General features: G+C 72.6%; 19 protein-coding genes and 1 riboswitch. Of the genes, 12 read left to right on the forward strand and 7 right to left on the reverse strand.

The genetic code is table 11. The annotated features are described in order from the left end of the window. Positions 1-5: 5 nt before the first annotated feature. Both ABD329_RS00210 and ABD329_RS00215 read right to left on the reverse strand, forming a co-directional pair. Positions 6-509 carry a MarR family transcriptional regulator gene (locus tag ABD329_RS00210; RefSeq protein WP_198275007.1) on the reverse strand — a complete coding sequence of 168 codons (504 nt, stop codon included), beginning with the start codon at positions 507-509 and terminating at the stop codon, positions 6-8. Between the two features lie 82 nt (positions 510-591). After that, a complete protein-coding gene (locus ABD329_RS00215; protein WP_198275008.1) occupies positions 592-1,842 on the reverse strand; it encodes a YncE family protein in 1,251 nt (416 codons plus the stop codon). A 218-nt stretch (positions 1,843-2,060) separates the two neighbouring features. Between ABD329_RS00215 and ABD329_RS00220 the strand changes: the two genes are divergently transcribed. The 6 genes from ABD329_RS00220 (at position 2,061) to ABD329_RS00245 (ending at position 8,172) form a co-directional block, all read left to right on the forward strand. Continuing rightward, a complete protein-coding gene (locus ABD329_RS00220; RefSeq protein WP_198275009.1) occupies positions 2,061-2,960 on the forward strand; it encodes a Gfo/Idh/MocA family protein in 900 nt (299 codons plus the stop codon). A 120-nt stretch (positions 2,961-3,080) separates the two neighbouring features. Further along, on the forward strand, positions 3,081-3,824 hold the full coding sequence (locus tag ABD329_RS00225; RefSeq protein ID WP_198275010.1) for an HAD family hydrolase: 744 nt from the start codon (positions 3,081-3,083) through the stop codon (positions 3,822-3,824). After that, positions 3,821-6,166, forward strand: a complete 2,346-nt coding sequence (locus ABD329_RS00230; RefSeq protein ID WP_344315762.1) for a glycoside hydrolase family 65 protein — start codon at positions 3,821-3,823, stop codon at positions 6,164-6,166. The genes ABD329_RS00225 and ABD329_RS00230 overlap by 4 nt, the downstream gene beginning before the upstream one ends. Positions 6,167-6,262: 96 nt before the next feature. Then, on the forward strand, positions 6,263-7,309 hold the full coding sequence (locus ABD329_RS00235; protein WP_198275012.1) for a PHP domain-containing protein: 1,047 nt from the start codon (positions 6,263-6,265) through the stop codon (positions 7,307-7,309). Positions 7,310-7,579: 270 nt separating this feature from the next. Then, entirely contained in the window at positions 7,580-7,864 is a 285-nt protein-coding gene (locus tag ABD329_RS00240; RefSeq protein WP_198275013.1) for a hypothetical protein, read from the forward strand. Positions 7,865-7,920: 56 nt separating this feature from the next. Next, positions 7,921-8,172 (forward strand): hypothetical protein, encoded by a 252-nt coding sequence (locus ABD329_RS00245; protein WP_198275014.1) that lies wholly within the window; start codon positions 7,921-7,923, stop codon positions 8,170-8,172. A gap of 58 nt (positions 8,173-8,230) precedes the next feature. Here ABD329_RS00245 and ABD329_RS00250 read toward each other — a convergent pair whose 3' ends face one another. Next, on the reverse strand, positions 8,231-10,132 hold the full coding sequence (locus ABD329_RS00250; RefSeq protein WP_198275015.1) for a glycoside hydrolase family 97 protein: 1,902 nt from the start codon (positions 10,130-10,132) through the stop codon (positions 8,231-8,233). A 192-nt stretch (positions 10,133-10,324) separates the two neighbouring features. On the opposite strand from ABD329_RS00250, the gene ABD329_RS00255 reads away from it, so the two are divergent. From ABD329_RS00255 to ABD329_RS00275, 5 genes are all read left to right on the forward strand, one after another. Continuing rightward, positions 10,325-10,501, forward strand: coding sequence for a hypothetical protein (locus tag ABD329_RS00255; RefSeq protein WP_198275016.1), 177 nt, complete (start codon positions 10,325-10,327; stop codon positions 10,499-10,501). A 157-nt stretch (positions 10,502-10,658) separates the two neighbouring features. Beyond that, complete coding sequence (locus tag ABD329_RS00260; protein ID WP_198275044.1) at positions 10,659-12,587, forward strand: NAD-binding protein; 1,929 nt, start codon at positions 10,659-10,661, stop codon at positions 12,585-12,587. Positions 12,588-12,636: 49 nt separating this feature from the next. After that, positions 12,637-12,829: riboswitch (cobalamin riboswitch) on the forward strand. A 40-nt stretch (positions 12,830-12,869) separates the two neighbouring features. Beyond that, complete coding sequence (locus ABD329_RS00265; RefSeq protein ID WP_198275017.1) at positions 12,870-13,253, forward strand: (2Fe-2S) ferredoxin domain-containing protein; 384 nt, start codon at positions 12,870-12,872, stop codon at positions 13,251-13,253. A 173-nt stretch (positions 13,254-13,426) separates the two neighbouring features. Continuing rightward, positions 13,427-15,241 (forward strand): FAD-binding dehydrogenase, encoded by a 1,815-nt coding sequence (locus tag ABD329_RS00270; RefSeq protein WP_198275018.1) that lies wholly within the window; start codon positions 13,427-13,429, stop codon positions 15,239-15,241. Between the two features lie 223 nt (positions 15,242-15,464). After that, a complete protein-coding gene (locus ABD329_RS00275; RefSeq protein WP_309142595.1) occupies positions 15,465-15,818 on the forward strand; it encodes a hypothetical protein in 354 nt (117 codons plus the stop codon). A gap of 39 nt (positions 15,819-15,857) precedes the next feature. Here ABD329_RS00275 and ABD329_RS00280 read toward each other — a convergent pair whose 3' ends face one another. From ABD329_RS00280 to ABD329_RS00290, 3 genes are all read right to left on the reverse strand, one after another. Next, on the reverse strand, positions 15,858-16,817 hold the full coding sequence (locus ABD329_RS00280) for a DMT family transporter (protein WP_198275046.1): 960 nt from the start codon (positions 16,815-16,817) through the stop codon (positions 15,858-15,860). Positions 16,818-16,867: 50 nt separating this feature from the next. Continuing rightward, the gene (locus ABD329_RS00285; RefSeq protein WP_198275019.1) at positions 16,868-17,473 is read right to left on the reverse strand and encodes a TetR/AcrR family transcriptional regulator; all 606 of its coding nucleotides are present in this window, start codon (positions 17,471-17,473) and stop codon (positions 16,868-16,870) included. A gap of 80 nt (positions 17,474-17,553) precedes the next feature. Beyond that, positions 17,554-18,705, reverse strand: coding sequence for an MFS transporter (locus ABD329_RS00290; RefSeq protein ID WP_198275020.1), 1,152 nt, complete (start codon positions 18,703-18,705; stop codon positions 17,554-17,556). A gap of 113 nt (positions 18,706-18,818) precedes the next feature. Between ABD329_RS00290 and ABD329_RS00295 the strand changes: the two genes are divergently transcribed. Next, positions 18,819-19,802: an ArsR/SmtB family transcription factor gene (locus ABD329_RS00295; protein ID WP_198275021.1), complete on the forward strand. Its 984-nt coding sequence runs from the start codon at positions 18,819-18,821 to the stop codon at positions 19,800-19,802. 4 nt (positions 19,803-19,806) lie between these two features. Here ABD329_RS00295 and ABD329_RS00300 read toward each other — a convergent pair whose 3' ends face one another. After that, on the reverse strand, positions 19,807-21,201 hold the full coding sequence (locus tag ABD329_RS00300; RefSeq protein ID WP_198275022.1) for a cytochrome P450: 1,395 nt from the start codon (positions 21,199-21,201) through the stop codon (positions 19,807-19,809). Positions 21,202-21,473 lie beyond the last annotated feature (272 nt).

The raw sequence follows: 21,473 nt of genomic DNA on the forward strand, positions 1-21,473 counted from the left end.
GTTGATCAGGAAGCGGTGTTTCCCGGGGACTTCCGCGCCCGTGCCGCGTTCTCGACCAGCCGCTGGAAGGCGGGGGTGGCGGCGCGGACGGCGGTGGCGAGTGCCTGTTCGTCCTCGGGGGGGAGGGTGGCCAGCAGTTCGGCGAGCCGGTTCGTACGGCTGCGGCGCCGCTCGGCGAGCAGCTCCCGCCCGGCGTCGGTGATCGCCACTAGGACCACCCGCCCGTCGTGCGGATCGTCGACCCGGGTCACCAGACCCTGCCGCTCCAGCCGCTGGATGAGCTGGGTCATCGAGGGCTGGGTGACGCTCTGGTCGGCGGCCAGGGCCGTGAGCCGGGCCGGGCCCTCCCGGCTGAGCCGGCCGAGGGTCGAGGCCGCGGTGAAGCTGATGTCCCGGTTGGTCAGATGGCGCACCGCGAGGAACGCCAGCTGCTCCAGCGCCTCCGCGACCTCCTCACGGGTGGCGGGGGCGTCGGAGTCCCGGGCACCGGACTGCTGTGTGTATTCCACATCTATTTTTATATCATGCCTCTATATAGGCAGGCTATGCAGATGCTCACAGGCCCTGGCGGGCCCCCTCGGGAATACCGCCTCAGCGGAAGATTCCGGTGTGGCCGAGGGAGTAGCGGCCGGGCTGGGGGTAGACCGCGAGCCCGTGCGGGCCGCCGCCGACCGGGATCCGGGCGCGCAGCCGGCCGGTGCGGGTGTCGATCGCGTAGACCTCGGCGTTGTAGCGGCCCGAGAGCCACAGCACCTTGCCGTCGGTGGACACCCCGCCCATGTCGGGGCTGCCGCCGCCGGGGAGCCGCCACCGTCGCACCAGCTCGCCGGTCTTGAAGGACAGCACCGAGATGGTGCCCTCGCCGCGGTTGGAGATGTACATGGAGCGGGAGTCGCGGCTGACGTAGAGGCCGTGTGTGCCCTTTCCGGTGGGCAGCAGCCGGGGCTTGCCGAAGGTGTCGCCGTTGAGCACCCACAGGCCGTTGGCCACCATGTCGGCGATGTACCACGTCTTGCCGTTGGGCGAGATCTTGACGTCCTGCGGCATGGCCCCGGCGATCGGCAGCCGCTGCTTGGCGATCACCTTCTTCTTCGCCGTGTCCACCTTCAGCAGCTCACCGGAGAACTCGCACGAGACGATGAAGTAGCGCCCGTCGGGCGAGAAGTCCGCGTGGTTGACCCCGTAGCAGTCCACCGGCACCGACTTGACCACCTTCATGGTGTGCGCGTCCCGGAAGACCAGCGCCCGGTCCATGGAGGCCATCACCACGGCGTACTTCCCGTCCGGCGTGAAGTAGAGGTTGTACGGGTCGTGGACGTCCACCGGGCGGCCCACCCGGCCGTTGGCGGGGTTGATGGGGGTGAGGGTGTTCCCCAGGTCGTTGTTGACCCACAGCGTCTTCAGATCCCACGAGGGCACCACGTGCTGCGGCTGGTGGCCCACCCGGATGGTGCGGATGACCTTGAACTTCTTCGGATCGATGACGCTCACCGTGTCCGAGAGGGTGTTGGGCACATACACCCGCGACGGATAGTCCTTCACCGTCCGGGACAGCTTCCCCGCCCGGTCGGCCGCGTAGAGGTCATGCGGGTCCAGCGGGGGCGGCATCCCCGGCAGCAGCCGGGTCGGCTCCGCCTTCCGCTCCGCCTTCCTCCGCGCCGCGGCCGACGCCTGGAGCGCGCTCTGCCGCGCCGCCGCCGACGCCGCCCGGTCCGGCCGGTGGTCGCCGGAGGAGGCGCAGGCCGGAACCGCTGCCGCGCACAGCAGCAGGGCCGCCGCGGCCCGGACCGTGGCACGCCGCCGGTGTGCGCGGGCGAGGGGGCGGGACGTGCCACGGGCCACGGGTTCCTCCAGCGGTGAGGGTGGGCTTCGGCCGTCACCCGCACCGTGGCCGGCCATGGCCTCACCCTGGCACCGCCCCCGCCCACCGGCATCCGCCCGCGGCCAAGCGGGGGAGCGGCGTACCGCCCTCGGCGGAAGCGGCCCGGCCGCACCGGCGTAGGATCGCGGCCGACGCCCCGGGGAGGCCCCGGGGGGCTTCGCGCGGAGGGGGACGGACAGTGCGCTTCGGAGTGCTGGGCACCGGACACTGGGCGGCCGAGACCCACGCGGCGGCGCTCGCCGCGCACCCCGTGGCCGAACTGGCCGGGATCTGGGGGCGCGATCCGGCGAAGGCGAAGGCGCTGGCGGACCGTTGGGGCACCCGCGCCTACCCGGACGCCGACGCGCTGATCGCCGACGTGGACGCCGTGGCCATCGCCCTTCCGCCGGACATCCAGAGCGGCCTCGCCGAGCGGGCCGCGCTGGCCGGGCGCCATCTGCTGCTGGACAAGCCGCTGGCCTTCAGCACCGAGGAGGCCGACCGGATCGTGCGCGCCGTGGACGAGCGCGGGCTGGCCTCGGTCGTGTTCTTCACCAACCGCTTCGCGGCGCCCGTCGAGACCTTCCTCCGGCAGGCCGCGGCGGACGGCGGCTGGGACGGCGGCCGTGCCACCGCCTTCGCCTCGATCTTCCAGCCCGGCGGCCACTACGGCGACTCCCACTGGCGGCGGGAGCGCGGCGGACTGTGGGACGTCGGCCCCCACTCGCTGTCCGTCCTGCTGCCGGTGCTCGGCCCGGTGGCCGAGGTCACCGCCCTGGAGGGGCCGCGCGGCGCCGCGCATGTGCTGCTGCGCCACCACTCCGGCGCCATCGGCACCCTCGCGCTCACCCTGGACGCCCGGCCCGCCGCCCAGGGTTTCTCGTGCGACTTCTACGGTGAGCGGGGGATCGCCGCGGTGCCCGAGGCGGGGACCACCGCGTTGGACGCCTTCGCGGCGGCCGTCGACCGGCTGCTGACCGCTGCCCGCGACGGCGGCGCGGCCGACCCCTGCGACGTACGGTTCGGCCGCGAGGTCGTCGCCGTGCTGGAGGCCGCCGACCGCTCGGGCCGCGAGGGGCGCACCGTCGTACCGCGCTGAGCGGGCGCCGCCCGCGCTGAGCGTGCCCGCCCCGCGCCGAGTGCGCGCCCGTGCTCCGCCGAGGGGGGCAAGGCTTCCCGCTCCCCGCATACTCCGGCGTTCCCGGGGGAACCGGGGGCCATGACCAAGCTCCGCCTGCCCGATGGCATCCGAGCCTGCCTGTTCGACCTCGACGGCGTGCTGACCCGGACCGCGGTGGTGCACGCCGCGGCGTGGAAACAGATGTTCGACGAGTATCTGCGGCGGCGCGACGGCCCGTCCTACCGCCCCTTCGACTCCGGCCGTGACTACGACGAGTACGTGGACGGCCGTCCGCGCGCCGACGGGGTGCGCACCTTCCTGGCCTCCCGGGGCATCGAGCTCCCCGACGGCGAGCCGGACGACCCGCCCGACCGGGACACCGTGCACGGCCTGGGCAACCGCAAGAACATCCTCGTCCTGGAGAAGATCCGGAAGGAGGGGGTGGAGGCGTACCCGGGCTCGGTGCGCTTCGTGGCGGCCGTGCGCGCCGAGGGCCTGCGGACCGCGGTCGTCTCCTCCAGCGCCAACTGCCGCGATGTGCTGATCGCCGCCGGTATCGAGCACCTCTTCGAGGTGCGGATCGACGGTGTGGTCGCCGCCGAGCGCAAGCTGCCCGGCAAACCGCACCCCGACACCTTCCTGGAGGCCGGACGGGAGCTGGCCGTCGGGCCCGAGGCGGCCGCCGTCTTCGAGGACGCCCTGGCGGGCATGGAGGCCGGGCACTCCGGGCACTTCGGCTGTGTCGTCGGCGTGGACCGAGTGGGCCAGGCCGACGCGCTGCGCGCACACGGCGCCGACATCGTGGTCAAGGATCTCGCCGAGCTGCTGGAGGACGACTCGTGATCACCGATTCCTCGTACGCCGTCGACCCCTGGGCGCTGCGGGAGACCGACCTCCGGCTCGATCTGCTGCCCCAGAGCGAATCGGTCTTCGCACTCTCCAACGGCCATGTGGGCTGGCGTGCCAACCTCGACGAGGGCGAGCCGCACGGCCTCCCCGGCTCCTACCTCAACGGGGTGTACGAACGGCGTCCCCTGCCCTACGCCGAGGCCGGATACGGTTACCCCGAGGCCGGCCAGACCATGATCAACGTCACCAACGGCAAGATCATCCGGCTGTTGGTGGACGACGAGCCCTTCGATCTGCGCTACGGGCGGCTGCGCTCCCATGAGCGGGTGCTCGACCTGCGCGGCGGACTGCTCCACCGCACCTGCGAATGGACCTCGCCCTCCGGCATCAGCGTGCGGGTCCGCTCCACCCGGCTGGTCTCCCTCACCCAGCGGGCCATCGCCGCCGTCGCCTACGAGGTGGAGGCCGTCGACGCCCAGATCCGCGTCGTCGTCCAGTCCGAACTGGTCGCCAACGAGCAGCTCCCCGAGCGCGGCGGCGACCCCAGGGTGGCCGAGGCCCTGGAGACCCCGCTCAAGCCCGAGGAGAACGCCGCCGACGACAAGCGGCTGCGGCTGATCCACTGCACCGACGCCAGCTGTCTGCGGGTCGCGACCGCCGCCGACCACCTGATCACCGGGCCGCCGCCCACCCGCCACTCCAGCGAGAGCGCCGACGACGTGGCCCGGCTGACCGTCACCTCGGTGCTGGAGCCGGGCCAGGTGCTGCGGCTGGAGAAGCTGGTGGCCTACGGCTGGTCCGGCGCCCGCTCGCTGCCCGCCGTACGGGACCAGGTCGAGGCCGCGCTGGCCGGGGCCGCCAGCACCGGCTGGCGCGGCCTGGTGGACCAGCAGCGCGCCTGGCTGGAGGACTTCTGGTCCCGTGCCGACGTCGAGGTGGAGGGGGACGCCGAGATCCAGCAGGCCGTGCGGTTCGCGCTCTTCCACGTCCTCCAGGCCGGCGCCCGCGCCGAGGAACGGGCCATCCCCGCCAAGGGCCTCACCGGCTCCGGCTACGACGGCCACTCGTTCTGGGACACCGACACCTTCGTCCTGCCCCTGCTCACGTACACCTTCCCCGAGTCCGTGGCCGAGGCGCTGCGCTGGCGGCAGTCCATCCTGCCCGCCGCCCGGGACCGCGCCCGGCAGCTGGGCCACGAAGGCGCCGCCTTCCCCTGGCGCACCATCGACGGCTCCGAATGCTCCGCCTACTGGCCGGCCGGTACCGCGGCCTTCCACGTCAACGCCGATGTGGCGGACGCGGTGGTGCGCTACGTGGCCGCCACCGGCGACGACGAGTTCGAGCGCGAGACCGCCGTGGAACTGCTGGTGGAGACCGCCCGGCTGTGGCGCTCCCTCGGCCACCACGACCACCACGGCCGCTTCCACATCGACGGGGTGACCGGCCCGGACGAGTACAGCGCCGTCGCGGACGACAACGTGTACACCAACCTCATGGCCCAGTCGAATCTGCGGGCCGCCGCGGACATCGTCGAACGCCACCCGGAGAAGGGCACCGAACTGGGCGTCGACGACGAGGAGGCCGCCGCCTGGCGGGACGCCGCCGAGTCCATGTCCGTCCCGTACAACAAGACCCTGGGCGTGCATGAGCAGTCCGCGGACTTCACCGGCCACCAGGAGTGGGACTTCCAGGGCACCCGTTCGGACCAGTACCCGCTGATGCTCCACTTCCCGTACTTCGACATGTACCGCAAACAGGTGGTCAAACAGGCCGACCTGGTACTGGCGATGTATCTGCGCGGCGAGTGCTTCACCGACGAGCAGAAGGCACGCAACTTCGACTACTACGAGCGGCTTACGGTCCGGGACTCCTCGCTTTCCGCGTGTGCCCAGGCCGTCATGGCCGCCGAGGTCGGCCATCTGCGGCTCGCCTACGACTACCTGGGCGAGGCGGCCCTGATGGACCTGAAGGACCTGGAGCACAACACCCGCGACGGTCTGCACATCGCCTCGCTCGCCGGCACCTGGATCGCGCTGGTCGCCGGTTTCGGCGGGATGCGGCACCTCGACGGCAGGCTGGAGTTCTCGCCCAAGCTGCCGGAGAAGCTGGCCCGGCTGGCCTTCACCATGCAGGTGCTGGGCCGGAGGCTGCGCGTGGAGATCACCAACCGTTCGGTCACCTACTCCCTGGCCGAGGGCGCGCCCCTGGAGATCCGGCACTACGGCCGGCCCATCACCGTCTCCGAGAAGGCCCCCAAGACCTGCGACATCGACGAGCTGACGGCACGTCCCGAACCCCGACAGCCCCCCGGCCGCCGCCCGAACCGCCGCGCCTGAGGCACGGGCGCGCCGCTGCGTCACGACACCCCGTACGCCACGCCACCCAGCCCATCCACAGCCCACTCTCAGCCCACCCACAGCGAGGAGCGCCCGATGGACCCCCTGGAGGCCCTGGACCGGATCGCGTTTCTCCTGGAGCGCGCCCAGGCGCCGACCTACCGGGTGCGTGCCTTCCGCACGGCCCAGTCGGTCCTCGCCGACCTGGACCCCCAGGAGGTGGAGCGGCGGGCCGCGAACGGCACCCTCCGCTCGCTCAAGGGACTCGGCCCCAAGACCTCGCAGGTGGTCCAGGAGGCGCTGAAGGACCAGGTGCCCGGGTATCTGGCGAAACTGGAGACCGAGGCCGCCGAGGCCGGGCGCGAGCCCGACGAGGACGCGGCGAAGCTGTGCGCCGCGCTGCGCGGGGACTGCCATATGCACTCGGACTGGTCCGACGGCGGTTCCCCGATCGAGCTGATGGCCCGTACGGCGGCCCGGCTGGGGCACAAGTGGGCGGTGCTCACCGACCACTCCCCACGGCTGACGGTGGCCCACGGCCTCTCGGCGGACCGGTTGCGCGCCCAGCTGGACGTGGTGGCGGAGCTGCGCGCGAAACTCGCCCCGTTCCAGCTGCTCACCGGGATCGAGGTCGACATCCTCCCCGACGGCACCCTGGACCAGGACCCGGAGCTGCTGGACCAGTTGGACGTGGTGGTGGCCTCGGTCCACTCCAAGCTGCGGATGGACGCCCGCCCCATGACCCGCCGGATGGTCACCGCCGTCAGCGATCCGCGGGTCGATGTGCTGGGCCACTGCACCGGACGGCTGCTCGGCGGCAAGCGCCCCGAGTCGGCCTTCGACCATGAGGAGGTCTTCGGGGCCTGCGCGGAGGCAGGCACCGCCGTGGAGATCAACTGCCGCCCGGAGCGGCTGGATCCACCGCGCGGACTGCTGCGGGAGGCCGTGCGGGCGGGGACGTTCTTCTCCATCGACACCGACGCCCACGCGCCCGGCCAGCTCGACTGGCAGCCGAACGGATGCGCACGGGCCGTGGAGTGCGGGGTGCCGGCGGAGCGCGTCATCAACACCTGGACGGCCCGGCAGTTGGTGGACTGGACCCGCACGCGCAGGCCCCCGCGCCGTGCGCGGCACGGGAGTTGACGGCTGCCATGCGCGAAATGGGCGGAGAGTGCGCCTATTTGCCGTAAGTCCCTACATCTTCTCCTCCGGGCGGGCTGGCGTGGAAACGTCGCACACCGCGCGGGGGCGTGGCGCACGGGGGGAACCACATGACAGACATGACGGGGCTGGACGACGCCGCGATCGAGCGGATCCTGGCGATGACGGCGGCTCCGACGACGAACTCGACACCGGCAACGGCCCCGGCGACCACTCCGCCGACGCCCCGGACCCCGCGGCACCCGGCCGCCCATGACCGCCGCGTCCCCGGTCCGCCGGCTGCGCCGGGCCGAGCGGACCTGCTGGACCGTGGTCATCGGGCCGCTGTGCGCGGCGCCCGTCACCGGGGCGAGCGTGCTGACCACGGGGGATGATCCGCTGTCCGCGCCGGCCGCGGTCGGCGGCACCGCGCTGCTCGCCGTCCTCGTCCTCCTCGTGGTCTTCCTGCTGCCCCTCGTCCACGAGTGGCGGGCCGACTCCCTCAGCGGTCGTGAGGCCGATGAGCCACCGGACCCGGTCGACTGGTCGGCACCCTGACCGGCGGCCTCTACGCCAACAGCCGCGCCCGCCGCGTCCTGGTCACGCTGATGGAGATGCGGGCGGACGCCGAGGCCGTCACGGACGCGGAGTCGGCGGACCGGCTGTCCGCCTTCCTCACCACCCAGCAGAAGAAGCACCCGAAGCGGCAGAAGGCCGACCGGCTGCTGGCCCTCTCCCACGGGTGGACCGGCGGCCACCCCGCCCCCTACGCCCGTGCCGTCGCCGCCGCATGGGTCTTCGCGGCCGGTGTCTGCCTTCCGGCGATCGGCATCTGGAGGGGCGTCCTGGACGGGGTGTCCGCGTGACTGGTCCGCAGGACGGGTGTCCGCGTGACGGGCGGTCAGCGCGGGTCGTGGCGGACGGTCAGGCGCGGTCGCAGGTCGACAGACCGGGCCGCCAGCGGCAGGCGATGGCGGCGAACCCGCCATCCGCCGCGACCGGCACGGACAGGGTCTGCCCGCCGCGCACCACCGTGGGCTTGCGGACCAGGCCGTCCGGCCCGTCCAGGATCAGATCGACCAGCCAGCGGCCCGGCTCCAGCCGCAGCGGCACCTCGGCGGTGTGCGCGGGGCCGGTGAACGTACCGCCGATGAACCACCGCGAGCCGCTGGCGCGGGCGAGCACCGCGCTCTCACCCGGCCGCCCCGCCAGCAGCTGGGTGCGGTCCCAGGTGGCCGGGATCTGTTCCAGGAACCGGCGGGCGAGCGGACGTGCGTCGTAGGACTCCGGGGTGCCCGCCAGGTTCTGGATCCCGGACTCGTAGAGCACCGACAGGCCGACCTCGCCCGCGTCCGACGCCGCGTTGGGGCGCTGGGGCCGGTGGAAGGCCCCGGGGGTGAAGTCCATGGAGCCGATGACATTGCGGGTGAAGGGCAGCGTCGCCAGGTGCTGCGGGGTGTTGGTCCGCTTCTCCTCGCCGTTCACGCCCTCCATCGACATCACCTGCGGCCAGGTGCGCTGAATGCCCTTGGGGATCGTCGAGCCGTGGAAGTTGACGAGCAGATGGTGGGCCGCGGTGTCCTTGAGGATCTCGTCGTACCAGCGCAGTGTCTCCTGGGACTCGGAGCCCATGAAGTCGATCTTCACGCCCTTCACCCCCCACCGCTCCAGCGTGGGCAGCCACTGCTCGCGCTCCTCGGCGGTGTCGAGGTCACGGTGGTGGATCCAGACCTGGATGCCCACATGCCGCTCGCGGGCGTAGTCCACGAGCCGCGGGATCCAGCTGTTCCGCTGCCAGTCGGGATCGGTGACGTCCCACTGGTCGGGGTCGAAGTACCAGCCCGCGTCCACCACCACATACGGCCAGCCGCGCTGGGCCGCGTAGTCCACGTACCCCTGCTGCATCGACAGGCTCTGCCCGGCCGGTTTGCCGCCCGCGAGCCAGGTCCACAGGGCGGGGCCGGGCCGGATCCACGAGGTGTCGGCGACCCGTGACGCCGGTGCCAGATCGTCGGTGAAGGTGGACTGGGTGACGGTCGGCAGATCGCCCACGATCAGGGCGCGCCAGGGGGTGCTGAGCGGCCCGTCGGACTCGACCCGCTCGTCCCACAGGCCGATGCGGTACGTGGGCAGCCCCTGCTGGTGGATCAGCCGGGCGGCGGAGTAGCGGCCGGTGAGATCCGACTCCGCGATCAGGGCGTAGCCGCCGGCCGTCTCGAAGAGCGCCTGCGCCATGTACTCACCGGTGGGCGCGGTCGCCGCGGTGTACTCCTTGAACAGGTTCTCGTTGTCCTTGCGGTAGTCGCCCAGCCACGCGGCCGCGTCCGGCGGCAGGGTGAAGGCCGAGGTCTCGCCGAGGACATCGCCGCTGCCGGAGGGCAGGTCGTAGCGGTAGGCGACCCCGTCGTCCGAGGCCCGCACCACGAGGTCCAGCCGGGCGTTCCCGCCGCCCCGGAACCGGAAGTGGGTCTCGGTCATCCGCGCGGTGCGCGAGCGCTGCTTGCCGACCGTCGACCGGTAGCGCTCCACGACGGTGCGGTCATGGCGTCCCAGATAGCGCAGCCCGTGCGACAGATCCGCCCGCTCGGTGACGATGCCCACGGGCGAGGGCTCGACCACCGTCCGTCCGCCCCGGGACACCTGGAGCGTCAGCGCTCCCGAGGCGCCGTCGAGCCGCAGCTGCGCGAGGGGACCGGAGTGGGGCGAGGGGCCGCGCACGGTCCAGGCGGAGTCCTTCGCCTGTGCGGGCCCGGTGATGAAGAGCGTCATGGCCAGGACGCCGCAGAGCAGAAATGCCACTGCGGAGCGTCGGTAAGATCTCGGCATCGTTGCCTCCCGAGGCGGATACGTTACCGAGTCATCCGATAACTGGGGAGGGGTTGGGCGGCATTACGCCCCGTCAAGGGTTGTTGGCGCATGAGAGATCGGATCTATGGCTGGGCTGCTTCCGGGGACGACGCCAGGGGTAGAGGGTCGGTCAACGGACCCGCGCACGGTCCGGACGAGGAGGCGCACACGATGAGCGGCACGGCTCGGCCCGGCGACCCGGACCGGGAGACGGCGGACCCGGCGCCCGCCGAACCCGAGGGCGGGGACCCCGCCTGCTGGCTGGAGATGGTGTGTGCGGACTGCGGCGCGATGCAGGACACCGCCGAGTTCACCCGCTGTGCGCGGTGCGGCGCCCCGAGGGAGTGAGCGGCGGCGATACGGATCCTTCGGCGGCGGGACGGCCAACTCTCCTTGACGGCGGACCGGGTACGGTCTGATCATCACCACGGAACCAACGGGGGGCTTCGCCGTCGTGTTCTCCACCTCCACATCCACCCCGCCGTCCCCCTCGGGGCCGGTCCGCATGATCGTCTGCGGCGATGACGCGCTCGCCCACCGCCTCGCCGCCGAACTCCACGACGTCTACCGGACACAGGTGACCGTCGTCATTCCCGGCGGCGCTCCCCTGGCGGACCCCACCGGGCAGCGGATCGCGGGATGGCGGCCGGGAGGCCGTACCTCGGCGCTCTTCGGCAGGTTCAGCGCGGCCGTCGGGCGGGTCCCGCTGCCCCGGCAGACGGCGGACGACCCCGCCCCGGACGGGGGAGTGCGGGTCATGGAGGCCCCGGCGCTGGACGAGGACGTGCTGACCGAGGCGGGCGCGGATCAGGCGACGGCGCTCGCCCTGGTCCATGACGACGACGAGACCAACATCCACGCCGCACTGCGGGCCCGCCGCCTCAACCCCCGGCTGCGGCTGGTGATCCGGCTCTACAACCGCAAGCTGGGCCAGCACCTGGAGGAACTCCTCGACGAGGCGGCGCGGGTCGCCGATCCCGGCATGGACCCGGCGGAGCTGGACGCCACCACCACCGTACTGTCGGACGCCGACACCGCCGCCCCCGCGCTCGCGGCCACCGCCGTCGCGGGCACCAGCAAAGTGCTCCAGGCCGACGGGCTGCTGCTGCGCGCGGCCGAGCGCACCCCGCCCGGCACGGACGAGGTGGCCCGCCCGGGGCTGTGCACCCTCGCCCTGCTCTCGTCCACCACCAGCGACCCCGGCGGCAGCGAGGGTTCCGACAGCAGCGGGGACGAAGGGCCCAGGCTGCTGCCCGGGGACGAGGAGGTGGCCGCCGCCACCGGGCGCGACACGGTGGTGCTCGAGGCCGTCTCCGCCATCGGCACACCGCTGCCGCCGCAGCGGCTCGGCAGCCGCCGACTGCCGCTCGCCTCGCTCTTCTCCCGCCGGCTGCGCTGGTCCGTCGCCGGAATGGCGATCGCCGTGCTCGTCCTCACCATCATCTCCTGGCGGCTCACCGGAGCCGGGCTGCTCCACGCGGCCTACCTCACGGTGCTGGACGTGCTCGCGATCGACGACCCGGCGCTCGACGAGCCGACCGGACGCAAGGTCCTGCAACTGCTGTCCGGGCTGACCGGACTGCTTCTGCTGCCCGTCCTGGTGGCCGCCGCGCTGGAAGCGCTGGGCACCTTCCGCACCGCGTCCGCGCTGCGCCGCCCGCCGCGCGGCCTGTCCGGCCATGTCGTACTGCTCGGGCTCGGCAAGGTCGGCACCCGGGTCCTGGCCAGACTCCGGGAGATGGACATCCCCGTGGTGTGCGTGGAAGAGGATCCCGGGGCGCGCGGCATCCCGCTGGCCCGCAGACTGGGGGTGCCGACGGTCCTCGGTGACGTCACCCAGGAAGGCGTCCTGGAGGCCGCCAAAATCCAGCGGGCCCACGCCCTGCTCGCCCTGACCAGCGCCGACACCACCAACCTGGAGGCGACGCTGTACGCCCGCTCGGTCAAGCCCCGGCTCCGGGTGGCCCTGCGCCTGTACGACGACCGCTTCGCCACCGCCGTCTACCGCACGCTGCGCGCGGCCCATCCGCGGGCCCTCACCCGCAGCCGCAGCGTCTCCAGCCTGGCGGCTCCGGCGTTCGCCGGGGCCATGATGGGACGTCAGGTCCTCGGTGCCATACCGGTCGAGCGCAGGGTGCTGCTCTTCGCCGCCCTGAATGTCGCCGGGCATCCGCAACTGGAGGGACGTACCGTCGCCGAGGCGTTCGTACCGGGTGCCTGGCGGGTGATCGCGCTGGACGCGGCCGAGCCCGCGGACCGGCGACGCGACCTCGGGGCGGCGCCCCCTTATGACGGTGCCGTCCAGCAGGAGCCCGCCCTGGTATGGGATCTGCGCCCCGGCTATGCCCTGCGGCCCCAGGACCGCGTGGTGCTGGCGGCCACCCGCCAGGGGCTGGGGGAGATCCTGGCGGGGGCGCCGGTCCGCCGGGGCTGACGCCGGGCCGCCCGTCGCCCCGCTGGGGCCGGGGCCGCGTGGTGTGGCGGTGTCCGGGATGCGATGATGCCGGGCGACAAAGGCGACGGCGGAACGAGGAAGCCGGTGGGAATCCGGCGCGGTACCGCCACTGTGATCGGCGAGCGGATCCCGGACAGGCCACTGCCCGCATACGCGGGTGGGAAGGCCGGGACGAGCATCGACCCGAGAGCCAGGAGACTCACGCGGTCGCCTCCTCGATCGACACCGGGGCGGACTACCCCGGAGGAGGGGTGGTGCGGCGTGCCCGTAGGGCCGACCGACCCGCTGCCGTGCCGGGTGACCGTGTGCCGGGACTGCTGTTGCGGCAGCCCCAAGGTGACCGGCGTCGACCATGCCGCGCAGATCACGCGGCTCGGTGAGGAGGCGCCCGTACGCGTCTCCGAGTGTCTGGACGTCTGCGACCAGGCCAATGTGATCGTGGTGCAGCCGTCGGCCGCGGGGCGGGCCGCCGGGGGCAGGCCGGTGTGGCTCGGCCTGGTCAACGACCCGGACGCGACGGAGGACATCGTGGCCTGGGTCCGGGCGGGCGGCCCCGGGGTGGCACCGCTGCCCGACATCCTCGATCTGTACGCGTTCTCGCCACGGGGGAGCGCCTCGGCCGAGCCGTCACCCGGCGGTCGCTGAGCGACCGAAGTCCCCTACGACGCACGGGAGTTGCTGTCGTGAGCAGAACTCTGGCGGCCTCGCACCCCGTGGGCTACCGTCGGTAACACGTTGCCGGTCGGTAACACGATTCCGTCGCGGCAACCCCCTCCGTATCTCCCGCACCCTCCGAACCCCCTTCCGGAAGGCAGCTCATGGAGAACTCCACAGAGAATTCCGCGTCGTCCGCCGGGGTCGGTGGGATCAGCCGCCGCCGTGCCCTGACGGCGGCGGGCGGTGTGCTCGCCGGCGCCGCGCTCGCCCAGACGGCGGTTCCGGCCTTCGCCGCCTCCGGGGCGTCCTCGGACGCGGACGCCATCGTGGTCGGCCACGGGCTCGCCGGGTTGGTGGCCACGGCGGAACTGGCGGCCGCGGGGCGCAAGGTGCTCCTCCTCGACCAGGAGCCCGAGAGCAACCTCGGCGGCCAGGCGTTCTGGTCCTTCGGCGGCCTGTTCTTCGTCGACTCCGCGGAGCAGCGGCTGATGGGGATCAAGGATTCCCCCGAACTGGCCTGGCAGGACTGGCTCGGCACGGCGGGCTTCGACCGCGGTGTCGGCGACCCCGGTGGCCAGGACTACTGGGCCCACAAGTGGGCCGAGGCGTACGTGGACTTCGCCTCCGGGGAGAAGCGGTCCTGGCTGCACGGGCTCGGTGTGCAATGGTTCCCGATCGTCGGCTGGGCCGAGCGCGGCGGCGGTCTCGCGGACGGCCACGGCAACTCGGTGCCGCGTTTCCACGTCACCTGGGGCACCGGTCCGGCCGTGGTCGAGCCGTTCGAGAAGAAGGTGCGGGCCGCCGCGCAGGACGGCCGGGTGACCTTCACGTTCCGGCACCGGGTGGACGAGCTGATCGTCACCGGTGGCGCCGTCACCGGAGTGAGCGGCTCGATCCTGGAACCGAGCGACGCCGCCCGCGGCAAGCAGACCTCGCGCACCGTGGTGGGCGACTTCGAGCTCAGCGCCCCGGTGGTGATCGTCACCTCCGGCGGTATCGGCGCCAACCACGACCTCGTACGCCGGAACTGGCCCGACCGGCTCGGCTCACCGCCGAAGTTCATGGTCACCGGCGTCCCCGCGTATGTGGACGGCCGCATGCTGGCGATCACCGAGAAGGCGGGCGGACGGATCGTCAACCCCGACCGGATGTGGCACTACACCGAGGGCCTCAGGAACTACGACCCGATCTGGCCGGGCCACGGCATCCGCATTCTGCCGGGCCCGTCGTCGATGTGGTTCGACGCGAAGGGCAGGCGCTTCTCCAGCCCCGACATCCCGGGCTACGACACCCTGCACACCCTCGGATCGATCACCGCCACCGGCCATGACTACTCGTGGTTCGTCACCACCCAGAAGATCATCGCCAAGGAGTTCGCGCTCTCGGGCTCGGAGCAGAACCCGGACCTGACCAACAAGGACATCCTCCAGCTCCTCTCCCGCATCTGGCAGACCCCCGAGCCGATCCAGCGGTTCCGGGACAAGGGCGAGGACTTCGTGGTCGCCACCTCCCTGCCCCAACTGGTCGCGGGCATGAACAAGCTGACCGGCGACAACCTGATCGACCTGGCGGACCTCAAACGGCAGATCGAGGCCCGCGACCGCGAGATCGAGAATCCGTACACCAAGGACGTCCAGGTCATGGGCATCCGCAACGCGCTCGCCTACCCCGGGGACGCCCTCAGCCGCACCGCCTCCGCGCACCGGATCCTGGACCCGGGCGCCGGACCGCTGATCGCCGTGCGCCTCAACATCCTCACCCGCAAAACCCTCGGCGGCCTCCAGACCGACCTCTCCGGCCGCGTCCTGGACGCCTCCGGCCACCCGATCAGCGGCCTGTACGCGGCGGGTGAGGTGGCGGGCTTCGGTGGCGGAGGGGTGCACGGCTACCGCTCCCTGGAGGGCACCTTCCTCGGCGGCTGCCTCTTCTCGGGCCGCACGGCGGGCCGCGCGGCGGCGTCCGCGACGGCGACCTGACCCGGCGGACAGAACGCTCTCAGCTGCCGCGGCGGCCCGGCCGCCCGCGACACCACCGGCCCGGCCGCCCGCGACCTGACAGGCCATGACCGGCCAGTGGTCCGCCGCCGCACAGCCGACCCTCTGAAGCCAGTGCGCACCGGGCCCGTGGGAGACTCGTCCCGCACTCCGCGGCCCGACCGGGAACGCTCCCGGTCGGCCACGGGGCCGGGGCGAGGAGGACGTGTTGGGCGGGGACGATCCGCACATCCATGTCGAGTCGAAGGTCGTCCGTGGCGTGGCCGCCGTGCGCGAGATGATGGCATCCACGTTCGGCCTGGTCGGTGACCTGCCGAGCCTGGTCGATACCGGTTGCGGGCTGCGGGCGCCGTACGCGATGACCTCGCCGCGCCCGGAGAACGTCACCTGCCTCGCCTGCCGTGAGCACGCACGACAGGAGCATCTGCGCTTCGCGGACGAGGTCGAACGTCTGGGCAGGATGGCCGGATCGACCATCAGCACGGCCCAGGCCAAGCTGGCCGCCGACAAGCACCGCGAACTCGCGGAGAGGTTCTCCGGCCCGCGGAGGGCCGAATGACAGCACCGCACGCGGATGGCCCGCGGTGGCCGGACTCCGCTACGGCGCCGGGTCCGACCGGGCGACGGAGTGCTCCACCGCGGTGCGCCGTGGCGGCGTCACGCCGTCCCGTCGCTCTCGGCGCCGCCCGGAGACGTCCACCGGGGCGGTGAGGACGGCCAGGCAGGCGAGGACGAGTGCGATACCGCCCCAGCCGACGGCGGGCAGGCGTTCGCCGATGACCAGCACGGCGAGCACGGCCGCGACGGCCGGTTCCAGCAGGGAGAGCGTGGTGGCCGTGCTGGCGGGCACATGCGCCAGCCCCCAGCCGAACAGGACGTAGCCCGCGAACATGGGCACCAGCGCCATGTACACCCCGACGGCCACGTCGGACCCGGAGTCGAGGAGCGGGGCACCGGTGACCAGCAGGACGGGCACCAGGAGCAGCCCGCCCACGCCGAAGACCGCGCCCATCGCCGCGCGGGAGGTGACCCCCTGGATGATCAGCCGGTGGGCCGCCCAGGAATAGAGGGCGTAGGTCGTGGCCGCGATGAGGCCGAGCCCCACGCCGAGCACCGTGGCGGCCGTGGAGGTCCGCTCCGCGTCGCCGGGGGCCCCGGCGGCCTGGCCCGCGCACAGCAGCAGGGTGCCCAACAGGCCCAGGGCGGCGCCGAGTTTCCAGCGGCGCGTCAGCCGGCGCCGGTCCATGACCCGTTCGATCACGGCCGAGGCGAGCGGGGCCATGCCGATCGACACCACGGTGCCCACCGCCACTCCGGCCAGGCGCATCGCGCTGTAGAACGCCAGGGGGTACGCCGCCACCGCGACCGCGCCAATCAGTACGGTGCCGCGCCGCGCACGCAGCAGTGGGGCCTCGCGGGCGATGCGGGGAGCGGCGACCAGGGCCTGGAGCAGTCCGCCGAGGCCCATGGCGACGGCGCCGATGGCGAGCGGGCCGACGTCCGGGGCGAAGGTGGCCGCGGTGCCGGTGGTGCCCCACAGCACGGACGCGGCGAGCACGCACAACGATCCGGCGCCCACGGAAGAGCGGGCGCCGGGTCCGGGGGCCGTCACAGCCGGTCCAGCAGGGCCGCCGCCATCGCGCGGGCGTGCCGCAGCCGGCTGTCGTCGCCTTCCAGACCGGCCCGCGCCATCGCGCCCTCCAGCAGGAACGCCAGGTGCTCCGCCATCGTGCGGGCGTCGTCGGGGCGCTCGGGCAGCAGCTCCTCGAGGTGGCCGGAGATCAGCCGCTCGACCTCCTCCTTGTGGCGGCGTACGACGGTCCGTCCCTCGTCCCCGGCGGGCAGCTCGGCGGCCGCGTTGAGCAGACCGCAGCCGCGGAAGCCGCGCTCGTAGGCGAACGCCGCGTGATCGGCGTAGGCGTCGAAGACCGCGAGGACGCCGTCGCGGGGGCTCTCGGCCCGCTCCAGCCGTGACCGGTACAGCGCCAGCCACTCCTCGTGGCGGGCATCCAGATAGGCACTGACGAGATCGGCCTTGGAGGAGAAGTTGTTGTACAGGCTCATCTTCGCCACACCCGCTTCGGCGGTGATCGTGTCGATCCCGGTCGCCGTCACGCCGTCGGCGTAGAAGCGGCGCGCGGCGGCCGCCAGCAGACGCTCCCGCGCCGGCCGCCGCCTCCCGGGCTCCGTCGTCCTCACACCGGTCTCACTCATCGTTTGCACCCTGACAGATTAGGTAGGTAGGTCTACCTACTATAGGGGGCGCCGAGGGCGTTCCGGAAGCGGTTGAATGATTAAGGGATCCGGTGGCGGACCAGGGCGAGGACGGTGAGAAGCGCGACGAGTGCGCACACCCCCCACCAGCCGGCCCGGCCCCAGGCGCGCACCCCGAGCCAGGAACCCGCGCTGCCGCCCAGATAGGCGCAGGTCATATAGGCGGTGTTGAGCCTGGAGCGGGCGTCCGGGCGCAGGGCGTAGACGCGGGCCTGGTTGGCCACCATGCCGGACTGCATCGCCACGTCGAGCAGTAGGGTGCCGATCGTCAGGGCGGCCAGGCCCGGCGTTCCGCCCAGGGCGCCCAGGGTGAGGATCGCGGTCGAGAGGAGCACCCCGAGCAGGCAGACGAGGTTCACCGGATCGGGCCCCAGGCGGTCCACCAGACGCCCGGCGAGCGGGGTGCACAGCATGGTCACCCCGCCGACCAGGGCGAGCATGCCGACGGCCTGGGCGCCGAGCCCGTAGGCGGGACCGGTGAGGAGCAGCGCCAGGCAGGTCCAGACGGCCGAGAATCCGGCGAAGACGGTCGCCTGGTACCAGCAGGAGCGGCGCAGCTCCGGCTCGGTGCGCAGCAGGCGCAGCGGTTCGGCCAGGAGCGCGGGGTAGGACTGCCGGGATGCCGGGGCCGTGGCGGGGACCGCGAACGCCAGGACGGTGGCGAGCAGCAGGGCCAGGACCGCGGCCACGAGATACGGGGCCCGCCAGCCCAGCCACTCGCCGAGGGTGCCGCTGAAGGTGCGGGCCAGCAGCATGCCGCCGGTCGATCCGCTCAGCAGGGTGCCGGTCACCGCTCCCCGGCGGTCGGCGGCCACGAGACCGGCCGCCAGCGGGCCGACGATCTGCGCCGCCACCGTGGCCAGGCCGACGAGAGCGCTGGCGGCGACGAGGGGCGGCAGGGCCGGTGCGCAACCCGCGGCGAGCAGCGCCAGGCCGGTGAGGCCGAGCAGGACGACGAGGAACGTACGGTGCGGAATCCGGTCGCCGAGCGGCACCAGCAGGACGATCCCGGCCGTGTAGCCGACCTGGGTGGCGGTCACCACCACGGCGGCCGAGTCGGCGGACACGTGCAGCCCGTCGGCCACCAGCGGGCCGATCGCCTGCGGGAAGTAGATATTGCCCACCGCCACGGCGCAGGTGATGGCCAGGAGCAGGACCATGCGGCGGCTCATCCGGCCGTGGTCCGCACACTCAGGGGGTGTCTCACGGGATGTGTCGTGGGATGTCATGCGCCGAAGTCCATGGCACCGGCGCTCCGCTGCCAATCGATGTAGCGTATGACTTAATGATCAGCTTTGTGCTCGATGTCGAGGACCTGGCGGACACGCGGTTCGCCGTATCGCCTCTGAACGAGACGGTGTTCAGCCTGCGGGTGCTGCGCGATCCGAGCCTGTCCGCCGTGCATCTCCCGTGGCGCAGGGCCGTGCTGGGCGAACTCGGCGCCCTGGACACCGACCTGCTGATGTCCTTGGTGGCGCGGCGACGCACCCTGCCGGACTTTCTGACTCCACGGCCCGTGACCTTCGCCCCGGCCTTCGAGGACGAACTCGCCGTCGTCCGCCAGACCCCTCCCGACCTGGTCCGCCGCGATCTGCTGGCCACGCATGCGCCGGACCCGCTGCCCCCGGCGCTGCGCGATGCCACCGCCGACGACGCCTCCGTCGCCGGACTCCGCGACACCATCTGCGCCCTTCTGCGCCAGTACTGGGAGATCGCCGTCGAGCCGATGTGGCCGCGGCTGCGACTCGTGGTGGAGGCGGACATGACCTATCGCGCGCGCCAACTGGCCATGGGAGGCGCACGCCTGCTCTTCGCCGATATGCATCCCCATCTGCGCTGGCACAACGGGGTGCTGCACATCGCCAAGATGATCAGCCGGCACCGCGTGGTGGCGTCCGGCCGGGGACTGCTCCTCCTGCCCTCCGTCTTCGCGCACAAGCCCGCGCCCCCGGTGAGCCCGGAGGAACCTCCGTCGCTGGTCTACCCGAGCCGTGGCGTGGCGACGCTGTGGGCCTCGGAGCCCGCCCATGACGCGTCCGCGCTGGTGTCGCTCATCGGCGCGCCCCGGGCGAGGCTCCTCGGCCTCCTCGAGGAGCCCCTGCCCACCGTCGAGCTCGCCCGCCGCCTGAGGGTGACTCCGAGCGCGGTGTCCCAGCACCTGCGCGTCCTGCACGCCACGGGTCTGGTCACCCGGGCGCGCCACGGACGGCAGGTGCTGTACCGGCGGAGTCCCCTCGGCGACCGACTCACCGCCGCCCCGCGGGAGTGATGGCCTATTCGGACGGGGCCGGGTGCACGGGGCACCTCGGCTCCTCGTTCAACGGTGCGCGGTCCAGGGGCCGTTCGCGGGCCACGGCGACGGCGCGCTTTCCCGGGACCAGGGTGACGTGCCACATGCGCTGGGCCTCCGGTGCGGGGTCGGCGGCGGTCAGCTCCACCCTCCGCAGCACCTCCCGAATGATCACCTTCATCTCCATCATGGCGAGTTGGGCGCCGACGCAGTAGCGTCGGCCGCCGCCGAACGGCAGGAACGACTTCTGTGCCGCTTGGGCGCCCTCGCCGAGGAACCGCTCCGGCCGGAACTCCTCGGGGTCCGGATACGCCTCGCTGTCCTGGTGGATGAGCGAGAACATGGGGATGGCCACCCACCCGGCCGGGATCTCGTAGCCGTCCAGCCGCAGCGGCTTGTCCAGCAGCCGCCCCGAGCCGGTGATCACCGGGCGCAGCCGCAGCACCTCCTTGACGACCGCTTCGAGGTAGCTGTCGTCCTCGCCCCGCTCCAACTCCTCCTGAAGCCGCCGCAGTATCTCCGGGGAGCGCATCAGCCGTTCGAAGGCCCAGGAGAGGCCGGTCGCCGTGGTTTCGAGCCCGGCCTCCAGCAGGGTGAGCAGCTCATCGCGGATCTCCTGGTCGCTCATCGCGCGCCCCTGGTCGTCCCGCGCCTTCAGCAGCCGCCCCAGCACATCGGTGGCGCCGCTGTCCTCCTCGTCCCTGCGCCGGGCGATCTCGGCGAAGAGGATCTCGTCCACCGCCGCGCTGGCCTTCATGGTGCGGGTCGTCGGCAGGACCGGTACGCGCATCGCCAGCGGCGACTTCTCCGCCCATGCCCGCAGCCGCGCGGGCATCAGGAACAGCAGCGGGGAGCCACTGGCCTTGGACAGGGCGAGGAGCAACGCCCGCAGCCGGGCCAGCTGTGTGACGTCGCGGATCCCGAAGACCAGCCGCAGGGTGATCTCCAGCGTGATGGCCTGCATGTGTTCCTGGAGCGCGAACGGCCTGCCGAGCGGCCAGGTCCGGATGTCCTCCGCGGCGATCTCGGCGATGAGGTCCGGGTAGCTCGCGATGGACCGGCCGTGCAGGGCCGGGCTGAGCAGCTTGCGATGCCGCCACCACGGCTCGCCGTCGTTCGTGAACAGCGAATAGTCGCCGAGCCACGGCACGTACCCTGCGCGCAGCGCCCCGGCCCGGTTGCCGTCGCCGTCCGTGCTGTAGATCTTCGCGGCGAGCTCCGCGGTGGACACCACCACCTGGGGCGGGAAGCCGATCAGCTTCATGCGGAACACCGGACCGTAGCGCCGCCGAAGTGACGCGAAGTAGTGGACCGGGTCGCGCATGCGCATGGTCTGAAGAAGGGCGGGCTGCCGGGAGCCGGGAGGAAGGAGGGACATCGGTTTTCTCCAGTTGTCCAGCGTTCACTCAGTTCTCCGGCGTCCACGAGGTGGCGGCCACTAGTGGCCACTGTGCGACCCACCAGGGATTCGCCACCGGCCGGGGAGAACAAAGGGCGTGGGGGGCAGGAAACGGGGCGCGAGCAATGGCAAGGATCCTAGCGTTACCAGCTCACTACTACCCTCGGCGAACGCCGGGCGCCAGGGGTGGCCGATCGGCAATCGCTAGGGGAATGCGTAGCAACCAGCCAAAGTGCCAGGGCGTCTTGAAT

Origin of the sequence: Streptomyces javensis (assembly GCF_039525925.1) — a bacterium.
GTDB classification, from domain to species: domain Bacteria; phylum Actinomycetota; class Actinomycetes; order Streptomycetales; family Streptomycetaceae; genus Streptomyces; species Streptomyces asiaticus.

Coding starts and splice junctions, on each gene's coding strand:
- ABD329_RS00300 (WP_198275022.1), bottom strand. CDS start 21,201: ATGTCCCTCCTTCCTCCCGGCTCCCGGCAGCCCGCCCTTCTTCAGACC.
- ABD329_RS00285 (WP_198275019.1), bottom strand. CDS start 17,473: ATGAGTGAGACCGGTGTGAGGACGACGGAGCCCGGGAGGCGGCGGCCG.
- ABD329_RS00245 (WP_198275014.1), top strand. CDS start 7,921: ATGCGGGCGGACGCCGAGGCCGTCACGGACGCGGAGTCGGCGGACCGG.
- ABD329_RS00270 (WP_198275018.1), top strand. CDS start 13,427: ATGGAGAACTCCACAGAGAATTCCGCGTCGTCCGCCGGGGTCGGTGGG.
- ABD329_RS00235 (WP_198275012.1), top strand. CDS start 6,263: ATGGACCCCCTGGAGGCCCTGGACCGGATCGCGTTTCTCCTGGAGCGC.
- ABD329_RS00255 (WP_198275016.1), top strand. CDS start 10,325: ATGAGCGGCACGGCTCGGCCCGGCGACCCGGACCGGGAGACGGCGGAC.
- ABD329_RS00295 (WP_198275021.1), top strand. CDS start 18,819: ATGATCAGCTTTGTGCTCGATGTCGAGGACCTGGCGGACACGCGGTTC.
- ABD329_RS00240 (WP_198275013.1), top strand. CDS start 7,580: ATGACCGCCGCGTCCCCGGTCCGCCGGCTGCGCCGGGCCGAGCGGACC.
- ABD329_RS00250 (WP_198275015.1), bottom strand. CDS start 10,132: ATGCCGAGATCTTACCGACGCTCCGCAGTGGCATTTCTGCTCTGCGGC.
- ABD329_RS00290 (WP_198275020.1), bottom strand. CDS start 18,705: ATGAGCCGCCGCATGGTCCTGCTCCTGGCCATCACCTGCGCCGTGGCG.
- ABD329_RS00260 (WP_198275044.1), top strand. CDS start 10,659: ATGATCGTCTGCGGCGATGACGCGCTCGCCCACCGCCTCGCCGCCGAA.
- ABD329_RS00225 (WP_198275010.1), top strand. CDS start 3,081: ATGACCAAGCTCCGCCTGCCCGATGGCATCCGAGCCTGCCTGTTCGAC.